The organism is Methanocellales archaeon (genome assembly GCA_028715985.1).
In the GTDB taxonomy this organism is placed as follows: Archaea; Halobacteriota; UBA148; order UBA148; family UBA148; genus UBA148.
Window position 1 is genome coordinate 82,862 of the sequence record JAQUQR010000003.1, and the last position, 19,855, is coordinate 102,716.

A 19,855-nucleotide genomic window follows, 5' to 3' on the forward strand; every position below is an offset into this window, starting at 1 on the left:
CACATCAAATAAATAGAAATATATATGATATGTGGAGCATACTGTAGGTTTTTATGTATGGTTTATATATAATATAATCATATACAAGAGGGGATGAGATGGGTATAATAAAAGGGATCAGGCGCATTCTGCCGACATGGCTCAAAAAGATATTCAAAAAGAAGGCGACGCGCATAGGTATATATGGCCCACCAAGTGCTGGAAAAACCACTTTGGCGAACAGGATCGTCCGGGACTGGAGTGGGGACGTGATGGGCTCTGTATCAGAGATCCCTCATGAGACTCGTCGCGCCAGGAAAAGAGAGGGCGTGGTAATCAATGCTAATGGGGCTACTGTGACTTTGGACATTGTGGACACACCTGGCTTGGCGACGAAGGTTGATTTTCACGATTTTATGGAATTTGGGCTGGAGGAAAAGGAGGCTAAGCGTCGCGCAAAAGAGGCGACAGAAGGCGTTATTGAAGCCATCAAATGGTTGGACGATCTGGATGGAATTTTGTTGATCATGGATGCCACAGAGGACCCATTCACACAGGTAAATGTTACCGTTGTAGGCAATATGGAAGCCCGAGAATTGCCCCTGTTAATTGTTGCAAATAAGATAGACCTAAAGGAAGCCTCACCAGCTAGGATAAAGAGCGCATTCCCCCAGCATCCTGTAATTCCGATTTCTGCTCTGGAAGGGCTAAACATAGATAAACTCTATGAAGCAATAGCTAACCACTTTGGGTGATAAGATGGCGAAGAAGACTAAAGGAAAGACTAAGGTGCAAGGGGTTCAGATAGACATGATATCTGAAGACTTTACCTCAGCCATGACCTCCATGGAAAAGATAAACCTCATTCTGGAGGGGGTTAGGAAAGGCAACATCGTCATTCTTGAGAGAGGTTTAACGCCAGAAGAGGAAGCAAAGTTAATCGAAATAACCATGGCTAAGATCACACCAGATAACTTCGTCGGCATCGAAATAGAAAGCTATCCTAGCAGACAAAAATCCTCTTTTCTTGATAGGTTGCTTGGTAAAAAAGTTATAGAGACCCGATTGACAGTCGTAGGACCTGCGGATCAGCTGAAGACGTTGCGAAGAGATCATGGTTTTATCAGCGCAATGGTTTCTGTGCGATCGCAGAGGTAGAAATGCCACATAAATGTACCAGGTGTGGGCAATTGTTCAGGGACGGATCACAGGAGATTCTAAGCGGCTGTCCAAGTTGTGGGTGGAATAAATTTCTCTACGTGATGGGCGAAGAGCAAGCCTTGCCAAAGGCATCTACGATAGATGAGCTGATAAGTAAGGTAGAGGTTGGTGAAAAGTCTGAAGTGCCCACAGAGGACATCCCAAGCCCTGAGCCCATCAAAAGGATTGAAAGCATAAAGATACTTGGTCCCGGCTCCTACGAACTTAATATCAAAACCCTGCTCGATCGAAAAGAAATCATCATGGCGCTTAAAGAAAATGGGACCTATGTAGTTCACTTGCCATCCATTTTTGGTAAAAGCGTTAAAAAGCCTAAGAAGCGATCAATATGAGTAAGTTATGGATGGCACCGTATTTACATCCTCAAAAGTAATGGTGTGATTGTCTGGGAATACTATAAAGAGTCTACCTACCTCTTGTCCCAGTTTATGTTGGCGTATGTGATAAGTTTCATCCTCTTGGATCAGCACATCAACGGCAAATATCTCAGCACCATCCTGCGATACATTTTTTATCTCGACACTTTCAAATTCAGCAAAGATGCCCTCTAACTTCGGCTCTACGACTTTAGTGCCGAAAAGCAGCATGTAGAGCTTAGCGAATAGGTCAAGTTTGTATCTAACGGTAACATTCATATCATCCCCTTCAAAAGTCATGGTCACACTTTCGATGTGAATATAATTGGATCTTTGGGTATCTGTAGCTGACACGATCGGCATCGTAATTAAAAGCAATACAATCCAAATCATGAAAGCTGATTTAAATCTCAACTTTTTTCCTCTACTGTACTATACTATGATATATTGACGTCTCCACCCCCTCTGTTACTTTGGTATATTTGCCATGGTATATGTATTTTTCTGAGATGGTATTTTAGATCCAGTCGCGCTTTTGGCGGGCGTTGAAGCTTTTCGTGTACCTTGGGCATAACACTTATGGGCATGGCACTTATAAAATTCACTACTTCTTTTCCACAAATCTTGCGATACTATGGTATGTATGGTATATAACCATCGCCACAAAGCCCTCAGCATATCCTGATTCTGTGCTTATGTTATTTATTTATACATATACATGTAACAATCTATCCATGATAGTGGTAATATCAATAGGCGGTTCAATAATTGTGCCCAACTTGGACTCGAAAAGGTTTAGGGAATATGCAGAGGCGATAAAGGAGATAGCAGCTCAACACAGGGTTTTTATCGTCGTCGGAGGGGGTGCTATCGCGCGTGAATATATTCGCATTGCTAGGGATTTAGGTGCGAATGAAGCATTTTGCGATCTTATAGGCATCGATCTAACCAGACTGAATGCACGTTTGTTGATTTCCGCTCTATCAGGAGACGTATATCCAACGCCCCCAATGGATTACAAAGAAGCCGAGAGTGCTGCATCATCTGGCAAGATAGTGGTGATGGGGGGCGTCACCCCAGGTCAAACAACGGATGCTACTGCAGCAATATTGGCTGAATTTATTGGAGCGAACCTTCTCGTTAACGCAACATCAGTCGACGGAGTTTATACTAAGGACCCCAGAGTAGACCCAAGCGCCAAAAAGCTTGATAAGATCACACCAAAGCAGTTGGTCAATATTGTGATGAATATAGAGATGAAGGCGGGGGCAGGGTCAGTGATCGATCCCCTTGCTGCAAAGATCATCGAGAGATCTAAGATTCCAACGATCGTGCTAAACGGTACAGATCCGAAAAATATCGTCAATGCTGTTATCAAGAATGAACATGTTGGGACTGATATAAGGCTCTCCTCTAAGAAGTAGTGAGAATTTGGTGGCAATAGAGGGTAACATAAGACCTACAGAGATTCAGAAAAGGAAAGTTCTGATTCGTTAGATTAGAAGTCATCCTACTTGTATCCCATTGTATCTAATAGCTATCTACTCTTAATTTACTTGATTTTCCTCAGCTGATAATGTTTTAATTTGTGTTGAAAAAGACTCGCACTATTATATTTTTGAATGGAACTATGCCATCAGTACATATATACTCTATGGGAATTATGTGATGCTGCTTGATTTTTGAATTGATGTTTGATATTTTTCGTGAGCTTTGACCTAAATAAGAGAAAAGCCAGATTTTAGGGTCAAAATCGACTTTAGGGAGTAAGTCTCTTTTAATCAGAAACTTTAAAAGCAATGGATGTCCAATAATAATTATATGATATACGATCCGCCTGCTTGTTGTGATATGCGAGGCATGCTATCCTTCATGATCCTCTGGTTGTTATCCAAAAAACAAATGTATGGGCAAGAGCTGGCAGGAGAAATAGCTAAAAGGAAGGGCTATACTCCCAATCCTGGAACTTTATACCCGACCCTCACCGATTTGGAGAGCAAAGGGTTAATTCAATCTGAGCAAATCGGAAGAAAGCGCACATATGGGCTCACAATCGAGGGTAAAATCGGCCTAAAAAGGGCATGTGCCTATTTTTACCAAGCCTTTGGAGACATCTTTGAGGATTACAAGATCATGCAAGACATCACTTATGAATTCTGATAAGTATAGGTATGCAGACCTTTTTAATTTAGATTCTTGGTTGGCATTTCGCCCTGGTGACAGCAGGCTCACTTTTAACTACTTATGGCATTCCTTGAGACAACCCTTAAGTTAATGGCATCAATACAACATATGCAAGAGGTTTGAATGTTAGAGACGCGTAAAAAATACGAGTTCAAACAAAAATTAGATGAACTGAGGAAAAAAATTGGAAAAGGTACAGAATTGGTCACAATCTACATCCCGCCAGATAAGCAGATATCTGATGTCGTGGCGCAGCTAAGAGATGAACACGGTCAGGCAGCGAACATAAAATCCAAATCCACTAGGACCAATGTCCAGAGTGCATTGTCCTCAATCATGGCCAGGCTTAAGTACTTTAAAAAACCCCCGGAAAATGGAATGGTCATTTTTTGTGGAAACATCTCTCTCGGTGGAGATAAAACCACCATGGAGACGTTGGTTCTGGAGCCACCTGAACCCATCATGTCCTATCAGTATAGATGCGGTTCTGAGTTCGTACTTACACCCCTAGAGGAAATGCTCGAGGAAAAGAAAAATTATGGTTTGCTTGTATTGGATAGGAGAGAGGCAACTATTGGCGTGCTTCGTGGAAAAAACATCGAAGCAATCAAACACATGACATCTAACGTTCCCGGCAAACAGAGCAGGGGCGGGCAATCTGCACGCAGATTCGAAAGGTTGAGATTGATATCGATAAACGAATTTTATAAGAGGATCGGTGATAAGGCAAGCGAGATATTTCTTGGGGTCAAGGATTTGGATGGCATTCTTGTAGGTGGGCCAAGTCCGACAAAGGAGGAATTCATCGGTGGGGAATATCTCCACCATGAACTACAACAAAAGATTCTTGGGGTATTTGACATTTCATATACGGATGAATCCGGCTTGTATGAAATATTGGACGCATCGCATGAAGTGCTTGCCGGTCTGGATCTGATACGGGAAAAGAAGCTCATGGATAGGTTCATGAAGGAGATAGTGACGGATAACGGATTGGCCGCATATGGAATGGACTCTGTCAGGAAAAACGTTAAACTGGGTGCAGTTGATACCCTATTGATCTCGGAAGAGTTAAATGCAGAGCTTGTGGCAGAACTATCGCAATTGGCAGATCAGAAAGCCTCTTCCATAGAGTTTATCTCAACGGATTTCGAAGAAGGGGAGCAGCTGATGAACGCATTTGGGGGCGTGGCAGCTCTGCTGAGATTTAGGACTGATATCTGATGTTCCCAGAGTTTAAAAATGGGGTCAAATCTTTATTACAGGAAGCGGTTGAAGCGGCAGGATATGAGGCCGAAGATATGTGCTTAGAGACGTCAGCCTATGCAGATATGGCCTCTTCTGTGGCCTTCAAGCTCTCCTCAAAATATAAGGAATCTCCTCAAATTATCGCAACAAAAATCTTTAAAAAAATTCAAATTCCAAAGAGGTCCTATGTTGACAGAGCAGATGTCATAGGACCCTACGTCAACTTTTATGTCAATAGGGTGTTCTTGGAAGATACCGTCGAGAAAATCTCCACAGAGGGCGAGAACTATGGCTCTTTGCCCAAAAAGGATGAAAAAATCATCCTGGAGCATACTTCTGTCAATCCTACCGGGCCCATCCATGTTGGCAGGGGCAGGAATCCGATAATAGGTGACGCCCTCGCCAGGATTCTCAGGAGAGCGGGCTACGAGGTCGATACACAGTTTTACGTAAACGATATGGGCAGGCAAATAGCCACTATCGTTTGGGGATACGATAAAATTGATCCGAGCACTCTACCAACACCAGCACGTGAACTTGGTAAGTCAGATCATGACATAGTAAGGTACTATCGGAGGGCAAACGAACTCATCTCTGAAGATCCGGAAATAGATATAGAAATCGGCGGGATTCTGGCAAAGTACGAGTCTGGTGACCCTGAGACAATCCAGAGATTCAAGAAAGTAGTAGAAAGCTGCATGCTGGGTCAAAGACAAACGTTGGAGAGACTCAATATTCACTATGATCGATTTGTGTGGGAATCCCAATTTGTGAGAGACAGGTCTGTGGGTAAAATCCTCGAGAAACTGAAAAAGACAAGATATGCCTCTCTAAGGGATGGTGCATTAACGCTTGACCTAAGGGAATTTGGACTTGAGAAGGACTTCGTACTGACGCGGTCCGACGGCATCACGCTGTACACCACCCGAGACATAGCATACCATATCTGGAAATTTGATCACGCCGATGTCGTTATAAACGTGCTTGGTGAGGACCAGAAATTGGCAATGTCCCAGTTACAAACAGCTCTTAAACTACTTGGAATCGAAAGGGAGCCTAAAATCGTGTTTTACTCGTTCGTCTCATTGCCTGAAGGTCGGATGTCCACTAGAGCTGGCATCGTCGTAGATCTCGATGATCTGCTGGACGAGGCGTTTGATAGGGCTTATATGGAGGTCCAAAAAAGAAGGCCTGATCTACCGGAAAATCAAAAACGAAAGATAGCAGGCACCGTTGGGATGGGCGCGGTCCGATTTGACATCGTTAAGGTGGCTCCTGAAAAAATGATGACTTTCAGGTGGGAAGAGGCCCTTGATTTTGAGAAGCAGGGCGCTCCTTTCATTCAATATGCACATGCCCGGGCGTGTAGCATTCTCAGCAAAGCCAGCTTGGAAGATTTCGATCCCTCCCTGCTCAAAGAGCCATCTGAGGTAGAGCTGATCAAGAAGATGGCGCTCTTCCCCAGCATTGTATCTTCTGCTGCACATGATCTGAAGCCAAACATCGTTGCCATCTATGCCAGGGAGCTTGCTGAGAAGTTCAACCAGTTCTATCTCCATGTCCCGGTGCTCAAGGCGGAGGATGACCTGAGAAAAGCGAGATTAGCCCTCGTGGAATGTGCAAGAATCGTTTTGGCTAATGTCTTGAATTTGTTGGGGATAACAGCCCCGGAATCGATGTGATCTGAGCTGCGGTCGTCTAACCCTCAAAAATACCTTCTTTAAATATTGCACGACCAATATGAAATGCAAGAAAGTTATTAAATAGCATTCAACTGCTGGGTACTATGGGCGGTCTCGCCTTCTATCAATAAAATAAACCTCCTTAGACCTTGGAACCGATTTGATATCTAAAATGATTTATTGACTTGACTTGACTTTATCAGTCACTTGGTCTTCAAAACATCCAACTCCCACCAGAGCCTGAAAGCCTGAGAGCCCATTTCGATGACATCTTTTATTAAATCCACCTTGGTCGCACCGGTATGGGCCCAGTTCACGGGAAACTCCCTGATGCTGTAGCCTTTTCTCTGCGCCCGAACTAGCAGTTCCGTATCCCAAAACCAGTGTTGATCTTTAATTTCGTCCAGCAAATCAAACAAGGGCCCTCTTTTAAAAGATTTAAATCCACATTGGTGATCTCTTATCTCGGATCTTAGAAGGGTTCTTATCAAAAAATTATATCCTTTACTTGCTATGCTCCTCTTCCAGGTTCTTTTCGCCTCGCTCTCCTGCAGCATTCGGGACCCAGTAGCAAAATCGTATCCCTCTCTTATGCTGCCTATCAACTCATCCAATTGTTCGATATCGGTCGCCAAGTCGACATCCATGTAAACCATGATCTCACCGCTTGCATTTTTAAATGCATTTTTTAAAGCCCCTCCCCGGCCCAGTCGAACATCGCTGTGTATGTGTTTTATAGCTTCAAACCTTTCTGCCAAACTCTTCGCAATTTTGTCTGTTCCGTCGGTGCTTCCATCCTCTGCTATAATGATCTCGTAGCTCGTATCTATTTTATTTTTATTGAGAATCCCCCTAGTCCTCTCCACTGCCACTTCTATTTTATTTGCCTCGTTATAAGCTGGGAATATGACTGATACTCTCATTTTACCTCTGGTAAAAAAAGATTATCAACAAGCCCAAAATGATCAGGGAATACCCAAGAGTATTGTATATCGTAACGCTCTCTCCTAAGACCGCGAAGGAGAGAAGAAAAACCATTACCAGTATCAGGCTTGTGAAGGCATAGACGAAATTCAGATTTTCTTTGGATAATGCTACCAGCCAAGAAATTGTGCTGGCTCCATACAGAACAAGACCAATTAATACATAGGGATTAAAGACCATTTCCAAGAGAACGCTTGGGGATAGTTTGCTCACTTCTCCGACCTGATTCATTCCCAGCTTAAATCCTAACTGTCCAAAGGCAGCAGTAACGGCAGCAAATAAGATAAATAGAATTACGTTCATTTTGTTGCACCTTCTTTACTTTAAAATATCCAACTTTCTAACAATCTAAGACCTTCTTTATATTCATATGATATGGGGCATCCGGATATCACGGGATAGTAGATAAAAAATAGGATCAATGTCACCATCAAATAAAAGATGACGAACCATTTTGTCTTCTCATTCCACAAATTATTCATCCCATATGTAATGGCAAGTACCATGAAAGGCAAATTTGCGTAGAAGTGATATATAAATAACGCCCTTGAAATCGGGACATATGGGAGCCATTGGAAAAGAAACAGCACTACTATGAACATACAGGTTTTGTCTCCATCTCTCACCATTTTTGTGGCTGTTAAAATTAAGAATATTATGCCGACCCACCATATGGCTGGATTCCCCATTAAAACGATGGTTGAAACGATCCCATCTAAATTATTGCCATAAATCCACATCGGTTTGAGCATTAAGGGCCAGCTCCACCAAGATGAGGCGAATGGGTGTGGTGCAGTGAGAGACGAATGATACCCGTACATGGTAAACTGGAGGTTTATCACATCCCCTAAACTATGGCCTGCCAGCATGTGGGGTATGTATGTTAGCATGTAGATGGCTATCGAAATCGCTAGTGAAAAACAGGTGATTAGTAGGGGGTAAAACAAGTATTTTTGCACATTATCCTTCTTTTCACTCGATGCAAATTCTTTTAGTTTTAGGAGGACAAACAGAAAAGCCATCCCCATAAACCCGTACATTGCATACCACTTCGTTGAGAAGGCAAGACCAAAAAATAGGGTGCTTAAAAATAAGGGTAGACCCGCCTCTTTCCAGCCCTTTTTAAAGGCTCCCTGGAAATAGTCGAAGAAAAAGTAGAACATCAGGATCAAGAAAAAGAATATAAAAGTATCTCCTGTTGCTAGTCTGGTTTCTGCGAAATGCATGAAGTCAAATGTCATGAGAAATGCGGCTATAAATCCCCCGAGAGAAGTACCGGAAATTTTCTTGCCGAACATGAACATGATGGGGATTACTGACGTGGCAAATAGCACTTCCAGTATCCTCCAAGCAAATGGATTGGAACCAAATAAGAGGATTCCACAAGCTATTATGAGTTTACTGAGCGGGGGATGGGTCCACTCAAAAGGCTCTTTGAGCTCTATATGCTCATAAGCAGTTCTCACAAAATATATCTCATCGAAATATGTGCCTGCTTTATATGTCAGAGGCTCTTCCACTAAAACCTGCTCATCTATCAGGTTCTTTAACTGCCTTCCATCTGACTGAGCATTTCCATATCTGTCAATTATATCCTTTATTTCGAGTTTCTTTTTGTTGCCGAATACTGCTATTTCCAGGATATCTGCTGAAGAATCTTCAAAGTCAAATCTGATGTACCGGGCGTCACAACTGCTTATCGGTACATCATCCCAGAAATAGTAGACTCCAGACCTCGCATAATTTATGGAAAAATTCCAGTGATCCGGACTTCCACTGTAAATATCCACATTTGTAGCATTCTCGTCTTTGATTAAAATTGCAATCCTGTCGACGGTTTGCACAGATCCGAGGTCTATGTAAAAGCTCTCTGCTTCGTTTATGGAGTGCCACTCTGTTGCCGGCATTTCTGTGGACCCCAGGTTGAAAACTGTGATGGAAAAAAAGGTGATGGTAAGGATGAACATCACTGCAAGGTCCCGCCTTGTAATCTTGATTTTACTCACGACCTCTCTGTCAGGAATCATCTCTACCAACTTTTTCAGGTCAGGCTTTTTTAAATTGAGCCCTCCATCTTTCAACTCTATTTTCTTAGGAAAACGAGGTGAATGCATGATGTACAGGGAGTATACGAGTATTGCCAGATTTATCAGGGGTAAAATCATTAAGGATAGATCATTATCAGGGACGAAGTTATCCCCGCTGATAAAACTCAAAATATATGCCAAGTTGAATAGGTATGTGGCAGCCAGGGTGCCATAGATCTTCTTTATTTTTTCATGGTTCATGATCAACGCCAAAAGGGCGAATACCGGGAACATATATCTTTCATGCATCCTCGTCATCAGCATAAAAAATCCGAAAGAGAGCAGGAAGGAGGAGAAGATCAGCGATTCCGTGTCATCTCTTTTGTTCAGGCAATAAAGCACGAACAACACAAGCGCCCCAAACAAGATGATGCCCCATACATGGCAACTTAGAAACAACAACTCTATCGAGTCTGGCTTCCAAAAACCGGCGAATGCCCAGATATTGTAGGCGCTTACCGAGTTGAAAGCATAGTATCCATAGCCGGTGGAATATATGTTAATCAGGAATTCAAGGGGGTTATCCCACCTAAAGGGCAGGATGACGAGAAAGACCGAGGCAGCAGAAGCTGCAAGGGATGTCACTATCCTCTTTACATCATATTTCTTGAGGATGAAGAGGGCTATGGCTGGCAGAATGGCAATGCTCTGGGGTTTGGTCAGCATGGCTATGGCGAGAGAGGCGGCTGACAATTCCGGCTTTTCATAGATGAGAAGTAGTAAAGAGGAAATCATGAAAAAGGTGTAAATCGAGTCCATCTGCCCCCAAACGGCCAGGTTGTAAATGGTTGCCGGGTTGAAGGCATAGATCGCCATTATGAAAGCGGCATGATTAAAACCAATTTTTTTACGCAAAAAAAAGAAAATTAAAAGGGAGATGCCCAGGTCGAAGAGGTTTGAGGGCAGCTTTAACAGATAAACAAAATGGCTGGTGTTGAAAAGAGAAAAGTGCTTGGCAACGCTACCAAATATCCAGAATATGTAAACGCTGAAAGGGGGATAGTCCGACCATATCCTGTCATAGAAGGTACGCAGTCCTTCTGCTGCTGCCATATGCCAGGCTGTAAACGTGTTGGTGTCTATGTAATAGCCTTCGGCGGGAAAAAGTAGAACTCTGACGATAAGCGAAGCCACCAATATTAATGAAATCTTTAAGAGCTCGTCTCTTTCCATTCAAATCCAAATTAAAGTACAATGCTAAATAAATATGTTTTTTTTAGAGATTTCTGTTAAGTTATTGTGTATGGGATTTCAAAGATTATAGTACCAAAGATGATGTGAGAGTGCTAAAATATAATTATGTTCTCTTAAATGACAAATATCCTAATTCTCTTAAGCCTTCCAATAGTGGTATAAAAGACATTTCTATATTGGGATAAGTAAAAGATATGTATTCGTGGTCTGATAATATGCCAGGCTTAAATTTGGCATTAGTATCCTTAATAATTATCAATGGTTTGCCTTGCAATTTACTTATTATTGATTCTTGTGTTAGCCAAGTATCATCACAAGTGTCATCATCGTCAACTGTTTTAATAAGAATAATTACTGATTGACTTTTTATGCGTCCTAATACTTTTTCAGATGTTGAAGAGGGCAAATAACTACGACCTGTTTTAACTTCAAATTTTAATAATCCTAAAAAATAGGCCAGTTTATCCGACATTTCATTCCCCTTCTTATCAAACTTGTGTGCGATAAAAACAGTCCTTTGGGCAGCAGGTGGCAGACTTTCAGGTTCATCAGGTTCTAATCCTAAAAAGTCAGTAATAGGGTCTATTAAATCAACATTATCTACATCACTTAATTTAACATATAAAAAATTCTGATTGACCCTACCTATCATTAAGGCTGGTGATGATAATTCACTACCTCTAAAAAATAGAGTATAACTTTTGGGACTTCCATATTTCTTTGCATTTTCACAGGCATCATCGAGTGTATTGAACGTAATACTATCAGGAAATCTATTAATTTCTGCACTATGTAAGTCTAAATCTAGGTTAAGCTTTTTAAATTTACTATATATTTCTGGCAGAGATCCCCAATTTAAATCCTTTATTTTGCATGATCGATGTATGTCCATATTTGCCTCTTTGGTTTTAACAAATTAAATAAAACTCGTCATATTTTGTTATATTGTAACTGCTAATCACTTAATCCGTTATATCATAACATGATCCTCAAAACTCCCAAAATGAGCTTTATATTTGAACTATTTATTCGTTTCGTCTATTCACATCAAAAATTTATCCAAAAGACTTTTTATCTTTTTCATTTATATGGCTTAAACTAGCATATATCTAAGTGTTCTTATCCTTTACGCCACCCGCCAACTCTCAAATATATTGCATATCCAATATAATCCCTAATATGCGCACCGAAACTATTTCTTAGAGTTAAATCGATATATCTAATCTGCGCTAAAGACCAAAAGGAGATTTAATTGCAGCAAGAGAATTATGCAAATCTGCTTAGTAAACAAGGGCATCATTTGGTAGGTCAGCATAGCGCAGTCAAGCCCTGCCTGTGGCTTAAAAAATCTCTCAGGGATGAGGGTGCTTGTTACAAGTCGAAATTCTACGGCATATCCTCTCACAGGTGCTTACAGATGACACCTTCATTGGAGTGCAATCATCGCTGCCTTTTCTGCTGGCGTCCCACAGAAATGACCCTGCCGAAACACGAATGGGACTCTCCTGAAAGCATTGTGGACGGCTGCATGGGTGAGCAGATGAGGCTGATCTCAGGCTATGCCGGCTCAGCTACGACAAATCTCAGTAAGCTTGAGGAAGCCAAACATCCTCGGCATGCAGCAATATCTCTCGTAGGCGAGCCGACTTTATACCCTTTTCTGGCAGAGTTGATCGACGAATTTCACAGGCGTAAAATGAGCACCTTTCTCGTGACGAACGGGACGAATCCGGAAATGCTTGCCAAAGTAGAGCCCACGCAGCTATATGTCTCCTTGAATGCGCCGGACAGAGAAACCTATGCCAGAATTTGCAACCCCATCCAGGACAGATGGCCAAAAATAAATGAATCCTTGGAGCTTTTATCCACTTTAAATACGAGGACGGTGGTCAGAATCACGCTCGTAGAAGGCTTAAACCTGAAAGAGCCGGAAAAATATGCGCGCCTGATAGCTAAGGCAGAGCCGGATTACATAGAAATAAAGGCATACATGCACTTGGGCTTCTCACGACAGAGGCTTCCCAGAAGTGCAATGCCCTCTTATGCTAGCGTTTTAGACTTCGCTAAGCATTTGGCTTATGCCTCCGGCTACGCAATCGCTGATGATTCTAAGGCTAGTAGGGTTGTGCTTCTATCTGAGAAAGGTAATGTCGAGAAGATCTCACTTGCCTCTGCTGAATAATTTTTTTATCTTAGCAACGATTCCCTCTGAACCCTTCGTCTCTGCCTTTTCTACCTCTGTTTTTTCTTCACCCTGTTCCTCTTTTTTTGCCATCAATAACACCTGAGATGTTGATATGTGATTTCTACTATAAAAGAGTGACTCATATGGATAATTTATAATAGAATACACTACCAATATCCTCGTTTGGGATGTAACATCATGAAATTTGATCCAAGCAGCATCAAAGAGAGGGCCAAAAAGGATTTTGAGAAGACTTGGTCGGAAACGGCAAGATTTGTTATTGGTGAAAGGAGCTTTACGTTTCCAAAGAGGAAGGGTAAAAAGCATCTGATCACGATCTATTCGGATAAGGCCAGAGACATCCTTCTGGACATGGGCTTTGATGAGGTTGTGCTCAAGCCAATCTGGGAAGAACAACACGTTCGGCTTCAGTACGGGCCTGAGGCACCAGCAATATTGGATCGTCTGTATTATCTCGCAACGCTTCCCAGACCGGACATTGGCTTATCCGACGTGAAGAAAAAACTGATCCAAGAGAAGATCAAGGGCTTCGATAAATTTGAGGAGCTCCAAGGTATCTTGAGGGACTATAAGAGGGAGAATATCGTAGGTGGAGAGGATTTTACCGAGGCTTTGGTCACTAGGCTAGGCATAAAAACGGAGGACGCGCATTATCTGATCAACGAGATATTTTTGGAACTAAAGGATATCAAGCCCACGCCATCCTCCTTAACCTTATTGTCCCACATCACAACGGCCTGGTTTCCGACGCTTCAGGTGGTTCAAGACAAAAGAGATCTGCCGGTGATGTTGTTCACCGCCGGATGGCGTTTTCGGAGAGAGCAAAAAGAGGATGCTACACACCTGAGAGCGCACTATAACCTAAGCATGGTGGTCATGGGCGAAAATCTCACCATAGAAGACGGAAAGTACATCACCGAGGAATTTTTCCGTCGAATGGGCTATGAGGTAAAATTTAGGCATAAGCCAAGTAACCCTGCTTACTATGCGCCCGGAACAAACTATGAGGTGTTCGTCAAACATCCAGAAATGGGTTGGGTTGAAGTTACGGAGATTGGCATGTACTCGCCGGTCTCTCTCGCCAACTATGACATCAAGTATCCTGTGTTTAACTCAGGTCCCGGATTGGGCAGGATTATCATGTTGTCCGAGAACATCTCTGATATACGAGAGGTTCATTTCCCAGAAATGTACGCTGAATTTCGTCTTAGCGACGAGCAAATTGCAGGGATGATCTCTCTCGATAAGACGCCTGATACCGCTGTCGGGAAGGAAATTGCCAGGGCGATAGTCAAGACATGTGAGAAGCACGGAAATGAACCATCCCCTTGTAGGTTTGATGCCTGGAAGGGCGAGCTTGGGGGTGAGCAGGTCACTTTGTACATAGTTGAACCAGAGGAAAACACAAAGCTCTGCGGACCAGCCTTTCTCAATGAGGTTGTGGTCCATGATGGATCGATCTTCGGAGTTCCCAAGACGAAGAAATATGAGGATTTGCTCGACAAGGGAGTTAAGACCAACATTCGATTCATCGATGGATTTGCCGCATTAGCAGCGCATGAAATTGAGCACGGATGCGATGAGGTTCGAACAAGAATGGCAAGGTCGCACTCTGATGTCAATCTTATGGTGGACCCGGTTGCAGTCAGATACATACAGAGCCAAAACAAGAAGATAGATATCAGGGGTCCAGTTTTTATTACGGTGAAGGTCGAAAGATGAGTTTGCTTTTATTGCTACCCACTCTAAATGAAGAAGAGGCTTTAAGAGCATTGGCAGACGAGATTCCTGCTGAGTTTGACGTTCTGGTAGTGGATGGGCATTCGACGGATGAAACGAAGGATGTTGCGCTTAAGTATAATTGGGAATTCATCACCCAAAGATATGGCAAGGGCAAGGGATGTGCTATTCGAACAGCACTGGAAGAATTCCTGAATACTAATTACGATCATCTTGGCATTATCGATGCTGATTATAGCAATGACCCCAGGGAAGTCAAGCGAATGTTAAAAGCTCTCAAGGAGAATGACTTTGACGTTTTGTTGGGTAGCCGTGACATAATCAGACAGAGGGAGCTCCTTGGGTGGTTTTCAGTATTCATAAATCGTTTCACTTCAACTGTTGCCTCATGGATGTATGGATATAAGTTGACGGATATTCAGACAGGCTGCTGGGTTTTTACTAGAAATGCGGCTGATAAAATTCTTCCCAATTTAATTGCAAACGGATTTGAGATTGAATATGATCTACTATACAATATCTGGAAGTGTGGGCTGAGGGTGGGGGAAACCCCCGTTGGTTTTAGGGAGAGGATAGGTGAATCCAAGTTTTCCACGCATCATAGGTTCAGGCAGATCCTGCATGGTTTGCGTTACGTTTATTGGAGTTTGAAGCATCTGCACGAAAAGTAGCATTTCAAAATATTTTTAAATCCCAATCTTTAAGTCAAGGTATTTCAATATAATTTTAAATACTTTATTGGAGTGATATGATAGATATAATAGCTTTGCTCTTGGTTGGAGTAGATTCGCTGAAAGAATACCTTGCCTTTCATGTATTAATGTGCTTGGTTCCGGCATTCTTCTTGGCAGGCGCGATCGCATCTCTGATGTCCAAGGAATCGCTGTTGAAATATCTGGGCGCCGGGACTAAACGGTACATATCCTATACAATTGCTGCGACTAGCGGATGTCTTCTGGCAGTATGCAGCTGCACCGCTTTGCCACTATTTGCTGGAATCTATAAAAGGGGTGCAGGAATAGGGCCTGCAACTGCATTCCTATATTCCACCCCGGCGATTAACATACTTGCTGTGGTTTACACTGCACAGGTGATAGGCTACGATCTTGGAGTTGCAAGAGCTTTATCGGCGGTATTGCTGTCTATCCTTATCGGTCTTGTTATGGCTTTTGCGTTTGAGAGGCGCAATAAGGAAAAAATTTTAGAGAACGTTCAAATACCTACAGTCAGTCAACCAATAGATAATCAAAGACCCAATTGTAGACTGCCATCGATTTTCGTAATGTTGATTGCAATCTTGGTGATCGGCCCCTCCAAGATCTCATGGGGCATCAAGTTTCCGACTCTCATATCGGTCATCGCAATCGCTATTGTCCTGTCCTCTAAATGGCTCACGAAAGATGAGCAGAAGGAGTGGATGTGCGAAACATGGACCCTGGTCAAGATGATAATTCCATTACTACTAGCGGGCGTGTTCGTAGCAGGGATCATAGTTGACCTGATTCCGATCTGGATCATTCAAACCTATCTTGGCGGTAATTCAATAACATCGAACGCTATTGCATCAGTTTCAGGAGCTCTCATGTACTTTGCAACCCTGACTGAGGTACCCATCGTCGGAATGTTGCTCAGTTCCGGCATGGGGCGCGGTCCTGCGCTGACATTGCTGTTGGCAGGTCCTGCGCTGAGCTTGCCAAACATGATAGTCATTGGTAGGATTATGGGCGCAAAGAGGGCGTTTTTGTACATTTTGTTAGTGATAACAATATCCCTAATGTCAGGAATAGCATTTGGGTACATGATTGGAATGTAAACTACCGGGGAGCAGGCGAAATGAAATGAAAAACAACGAACCATGTGCATGTATGCATTATATGCGAGAGCAGGCTAGGTATATGGAAACTAAATCGACCCTGAGCAAAGTAAAATGTGCTGAGTGCGGAAAGGAGTTTTGGACTAACAAGGATGGCGAAAAAGTGCAATGTTTTGACTGCGAGTAAGTTAAATAAAGGATTTTAGTTGTTAGATTGGAAGCGAACATGAAGAACATATTGGATGAACTTGGCATCAACGCAGAAGTGGAGGAGCTCATAGGTCTTGCAAGAATTAATGTAACATGGCATTATTCTGATTCAAGCGCTCGTCACAATGTGAGTAAACTACTTTCTTGGAGGTCGCAGATCAGGAGCATACGCATACATGCTTTGCTTATATACAAAAAATAAATTGATTACGTCCGAAAGGCGTGTTAAATGAGGATTATTTGAAAAAAACGAGGTCCTATTTCGATGATCCGCCAATATGTCATATCTCCAGAGACCTTGGAAAAAGTAAAAGCATCAGTAGAAGAAGATATCCGAGATGTAACTTCAATTCTTCAGATACTATCTTACCCGATCAGATTACACATTCTCAGGGCATTAGGGGTCAAAGACCTATGTGTTTGTGTTCTGGTTGAAATAACAGGGCATCAGCACTCAGCACTTTCGTATCACCTAAAAAAGTTGACAGGCGCTGATCTAATTAATTCAAAGCGTGATGGTAACTTTTTGATCTATCATCTTACTGATAAAGGAAAAAAGGTGTTGAAAAGCCTAGAGCATATGAAATGAAAAGAGATATCTTTCCCTCTGAAAAAGATTTTGGATCGCTTATCAAGGCACAATTAATGGTTGCATCCCGTGTATTGGTGGAGGATAGGTTTGGAGATTTAAAGACAATAGCGGGAGTTGATCAGGCATTTCTCGATGACAAAATTATCTCTGGGATCGTCATCCTGGACTATGATACCATGGATGTTATCGAAAAAACGTATTCGATAAAAGAGGTTGAATTCCCTTATATTCCCTCTTTTCTTTCGTTCAGGGAAGGTCCTGCAATCATCAGTGCTTTTCGCTCTTTGAAGACAAGGCCCGACTTACTAATGGTCGATGGATGTGGCATCAATCATCCTAGGTCAGCTGGACTGGCGACGCACATTGGCGTAGCTCTAGACATGGCAACAATAGGTGTTGCAAAGAAGTTGTTGTGCGGTATTGTCGAGAAGCCAATAAACATAGGTGAGCACAGTCCAATACTATTGCATGACCAATATGTTGGTGCATCCCTCCTATCCAAAAAAGGTTGCAATCCGATCATCATAGCTCCAGGGCACAAGGTCTCTCTGATTTCTACGATTGATATAGTTCGACATTGCTTGCGCGGGCATAAACTTCCAGAGCCGATACGAGTTGCGCATAAGTATGTGGGGGATATAAAGCGTAAGCTTTAAAGCCCATCCATATCAATATTGATATGCAAGTCAAAATTGAGGATTTATTATGGCTCATATCAATGCACTCAAAAAATTGGCATTACTAGGCGCCGCTCGAGAACAAATCCAGATATCCTCTTCTGACTTCGCTCAGCAAATCTCGTCCAGCCCCCAAACCGCATCTCGTCGACTACAGGCTCTTGAGAAAGAGGGGTTGATCTCCAGGGTCTTCGTTCCAGAAGGACAACGAATCCTGATAACCCAGAGCGGCAAAGATGTATTGAGAAGTGAATATTACGAATATCAAAAGATTTTTGAACCCGCCGATAAGGAAATTGAACTTCATGGAAAGGTGGTCACAGGTCTCGGAGAAGGCCAATACTATATGTCGCTGGAGGGATATAAAAACCAGTTTGAAAGCAAACTCGGATTCACGCCGTATCCAGGCACTTTGAATCTTATGTTAACCGACAAGAGCACCGTTCTCAGGAAAAGACTGGACGAAAGTAGTGGCATCCCGATACATGGTTTCCCCTCTGAAAGTAGAACGTTCGGTGGAGGTAAATGCTTCCATGTCCTCATTGGCAAGATAAAAGGCGCTGTCATCATTCCGGATAGATCGCATTATCCAAATGACTTGTTAGAAGTCACCTCCTCAAAAAATCTGAGGAATGTATTGGGATTAAAGAATGGTGATCAGCTTAGTTTGAAGGTCCTGCTATGATGTCTAAGGCAATCGAATCCCTAAGGCATGGGGGTATGGTGTTACTATACGATTCTGACTGTCGAGAGGGTGAGACCGATATGGTAATGCCAGCACATGCTATGACTCCAAAGCACGTTGCTACCATGCGCAAAGATGCAGGCGGGCTGATATGCATAGCAATACATCCGATGGCAGCACAGAGGCTTGGATTGCCCTTTATGTCTGATATATTAAGGCATGCCAGTGGCTTTGAGATTTCTGAAGTGGTTGAGAAGCCAGGTGATATACCCTATGATATAAGCTCTTCCTTCTCGCTTTGGGTCAATCATAGGAAAACCTTCACGGGAATCACCGATATCGATAGGGCCTTAACTATCAAAGAAATCAGTAAGGTAGTTCAACGCTCCTTAAATGGTGAAACAGTTGATTTTGGCAAGGAATTCCGCTCACCTGGGCATGTACCTCTGTTGAGGGCAGCCGGTAATCTACTTAGCGAGAGAAAAGGTCAGACCGAACTATCGGTCGCTCTTGCAGGGTTGGCGAATATCACGCCAGCAATGGTCCTGTGCGAGATGCTGGACGAGAACACCGGCAAGGCGCTTTCAAAAAAGGATGCGAAATTATATGCAAAGAATAACGGTCTTGTTTTCCTTGAAGGGGTCGAGATTGTAGAAGCATATGGACGCTTTTTAGAGGATCGTTCATCAATGAAACCCCTCACAGGGGACAGACATCTGATGTAAATAATGAGCTGTCCTCTAAAATTGGAATCGCATCCATCAACTCTCGAAAGTTTTGCAATTTCCCACACTATAACTATCTCACATCTATTCTATATTATCAATGCACTGGTTTGCTGTATCCTGAAGACAATCGATGCAAACGCGCCCGCCAGAATTTTCTAGGAATTTATCCAGCATTTACCCCCGATATTGGTGCTCAAACACTATCCACTGCATATTCTGAGGTTATGTAGATATAACCTGCTTTATCAGTGGTGAGTCCGAGCAGTATG

22 protein-coding genes are annotated in these 19,855 nt (G+C 42.7%); 17 read left to right on the forward strand and 5 right to left on the reverse strand.

The annotated features are described in order from the left end of the window. Window positions 1-98 precede the first annotated feature (98 nt). Genes PHI74_04285 through PHI74_04295 form a run of 3 tightly spaced genes read left to right on the forward strand, consistent with a single transcriptional unit; the run spans window position 99 to window position 1,532 of the window. Window positions 99-734, forward strand: coding sequence for an Era-like GTP-binding protein (locus tag PHI74_04285; GenBank protein MDD5485228.1), 636 nt, complete (start codon window positions 99-101; stop codon window positions 732-734). Window positions 735-738: 4 nt separating this feature from the next. Continuing rightward, entirely contained in the window at window positions 739-1,137 is a 399-nt protein-coding gene (locus PHI74_04290) for a DUF2073 domain-containing protein (protein ID MDD5485229.1), read from the forward strand. A 2-nt stretch (window positions 1,138-1,139) separates the two neighbouring features. Then, window positions 1,140-1,532, forward strand: coding sequence for a Zn-ribbon domain-containing protein (locus PHI74_04295; GenBank protein MDD5485230.1), 393 nt, complete (start codon window positions 1,140-1,142; stop codon window positions 1,530-1,532). On the opposite strand, the gene PHI74_04300 is transcribed toward PHI74_04295, so the two are convergent. Next, the gene (locus PHI74_04300) at window positions 1,524-1,970 is read right to left on the reverse strand and encodes a hypothetical protein (GenBank protein MDD5485231.1); all 447 of its coding nucleotides are present in this window, start codon (window positions 1,968-1,970) and stop codon (window positions 1,524-1,526) included. The genes PHI74_04295 and PHI74_04300 overlap by 9 nt on opposite strands. A gap of 320 nt (window positions 1,971-2,290) precedes the next feature. Between PHI74_04300 and pyrH the strand changes: the two genes are divergently transcribed. The 4 genes from pyrH (at window position 2,291) to argS (ending at window position 6,670) form a co-directional block, all read left to right on the forward strand. Beyond that, window positions 2,291-2,980 carry a UMP kinase gene (gene pyrH, locus PHI74_04305; GenBank protein MDD5485232.1) on the forward strand — a complete coding sequence of 230 codons (690 nt, stop codon included), beginning with the start codon at window positions 2,291-2,293 and terminating at the stop codon, window positions 2,978-2,980. Between the two features lie 397 nt (window positions 2,981-3,377). Continuing rightward, window positions 3,378-3,716, forward strand: coding sequence for a PadR family transcriptional regulator (locus PHI74_04310; GenBank protein MDD5485233.1), 339 nt, complete (start codon window positions 3,378-3,380; stop codon window positions 3,714-3,716). A gap of 147 nt (window positions 3,717-3,863) precedes the next feature. Next, window positions 3,864-4,964 (forward strand): peptide chain release factor aRF-1, encoded by a 1,101-nt coding sequence (gene prf1 / locus PHI74_04315; GenBank protein ID MDD5485234.1) that lies wholly within the window; start codon window positions 3,864-3,866, stop codon window positions 4,962-4,964. After that, window positions 4,964-6,670, forward strand: coding sequence for an arginine--tRNA ligase (gene argS, locus PHI74_04320; GenBank protein MDD5485235.1), 1,707 nt, complete (start codon window positions 4,964-4,966; stop codon window positions 6,668-6,670). The genes prf1 and argS overlap by 1 nt, the downstream gene beginning before the upstream one ends. A gap of 203 nt (window positions 6,671-6,873) precedes the next feature. Here the strand turns inward: argS and PHI74_04325 are convergent, their stop codons facing one another. The 4 genes from PHI74_04325 to PHI74_04340 all read right to left on the reverse strand — a co-directional run bounded on the left by PHI74_04325 (window position 6,874) and on the right by PHI74_04340 (window position 11,827). Further along, complete coding sequence (locus PHI74_04325; GenBank protein MDD5485236.1) at window positions 6,874-7,593, reverse strand: glycosyltransferase family 2 protein; 720 nt, start codon at window positions 7,591-7,593, stop codon at window positions 6,874-6,876. Between the two features lies 1 nt (window position 7,594). After that, the gene (locus tag PHI74_04330) at window positions 7,595-7,957 is read right to left on the reverse strand and encodes a hypothetical protein (GenBank protein ID MDD5485237.1); all 363 of its coding nucleotides are present in this window, start codon (window positions 7,955-7,957) and stop codon (window positions 7,595-7,597) included. A gap of 20 nt (window positions 7,958-7,977) precedes the next feature. Then, entirely contained in the window at window positions 7,978-10,914 is a 2,937-nt protein-coding gene (locus PHI74_04335; GenBank protein MDD5485238.1) for a glycosyltransferase family 39 protein, read from the reverse strand. Between the two features lie 124 nt (window positions 10,915-11,038). Further along, window positions 11,039-11,827: a hypothetical protein gene (locus tag PHI74_04340; GenBank protein ID MDD5485239.1), complete on the reverse strand. Its 789-nt coding sequence runs from the start codon at window positions 11,825-11,827 to the stop codon at window positions 11,039-11,041. Between the two features lie 360 nt (window positions 11,828-12,187). On the opposite strand from PHI74_04340, the gene twy1 reads away from it, so the two are divergent. From twy1 to ribB, 10 genes are all read left to right on the forward strand, one after another. Continuing rightward, window positions 12,188-13,117, forward strand: coding sequence for a 4-demethylwyosine synthase TYW1 (gene twy1 / locus PHI74_04345; protein MDD5485240.1), 930 nt, complete (start codon window positions 12,188-12,190; stop codon window positions 13,115-13,117). Window positions 13,118-13,318: 201 nt separating this feature from the next. Next, the gene (gene sepS, locus PHI74_04350) at window positions 13,319-14,863 is read left to right on the forward strand and encodes an O-phosphoserine--tRNA ligase (protein ID MDD5485241.1); all 1,545 of its coding nucleotides are present in this window, start codon (window positions 13,319-13,321) and stop codon (window positions 14,861-14,863) included. Then, complete coding sequence (locus PHI74_04355) at window positions 14,860-15,552, forward strand: glycosyltransferase family 2 protein (GenBank protein ID MDD5485242.1); 693 nt, start codon at window positions 14,860-14,862, stop codon at window positions 15,550-15,552. Before sepS ends, PHI74_04355 begins: the two co-directional genes overlap by 4 nt. Window positions 15,553-15,629: 77 nt before the next feature. Next, window positions 15,630-16,694, forward strand: a complete 1,065-nt coding sequence (locus tag PHI74_04360) for a permease (GenBank protein ID MDD5485243.1) — start codon at window positions 15,630-15,632, stop codon at window positions 16,692-16,694. Window positions 16,695-16,719: 25 nt separating this feature from the next. Continuing rightward, complete coding sequence (locus PHI74_04365; protein MDD5485244.1) at window positions 16,720-16,881, forward strand: hypothetical protein; 162 nt, start codon at window positions 16,720-16,722, stop codon at window positions 16,879-16,881. Between the two features lie 39 nt (window positions 16,882-16,920). Then, window positions 16,921-17,106 carry a hypothetical protein gene (locus tag PHI74_04370; GenBank protein MDD5485245.1) on the forward strand — a complete coding sequence of 62 codons (186 nt, stop codon included), beginning with the start codon at window positions 16,921-16,923 and terminating at the stop codon, window positions 17,104-17,106. A gap of 63 nt (window positions 17,107-17,169) precedes the next feature. Further along, window positions 17,170-17,493, forward strand: coding sequence for a metalloregulator ArsR/SmtB family transcription factor (locus PHI74_04375; GenBank protein ID MDD5485246.1), 324 nt, complete (start codon window positions 17,170-17,172; stop codon window positions 17,491-17,493). Next, entirely contained in the window at window positions 17,490-18,152 is a 663-nt protein-coding gene (locus PHI74_04380) for an endonuclease V (protein ID MDD5485247.1), read from the forward strand. The genes PHI74_04375 and PHI74_04380 overlap by 4 nt, the downstream gene beginning before the upstream one ends. Before the next feature lie 49 nt (window positions 18,153-18,201). Continuing rightward, window positions 18,202-18,858, forward strand: a complete 657-nt coding sequence (locus PHI74_04385; protein ID MDD5485248.1) for a winged helix-turn-helix domain-containing protein/riboflavin kinase — start codon at window positions 18,202-18,204, stop codon at window positions 18,856-18,858. Beyond that, a complete protein-coding gene (ribB, locus tag PHI74_04390) occupies window positions 18,855-19,583 on the forward strand; it encodes a 3,4-dihydroxy-2-butanone-4-phosphate synthase (GenBank protein ID MDD5485249.1) in 729 nt (242 codons plus the stop codon). Before PHI74_04385 ends, ribB begins: the two co-directional genes overlap by 4 nt. Window positions 19,584-19,855: the final 272 nt, after the last annotated feature.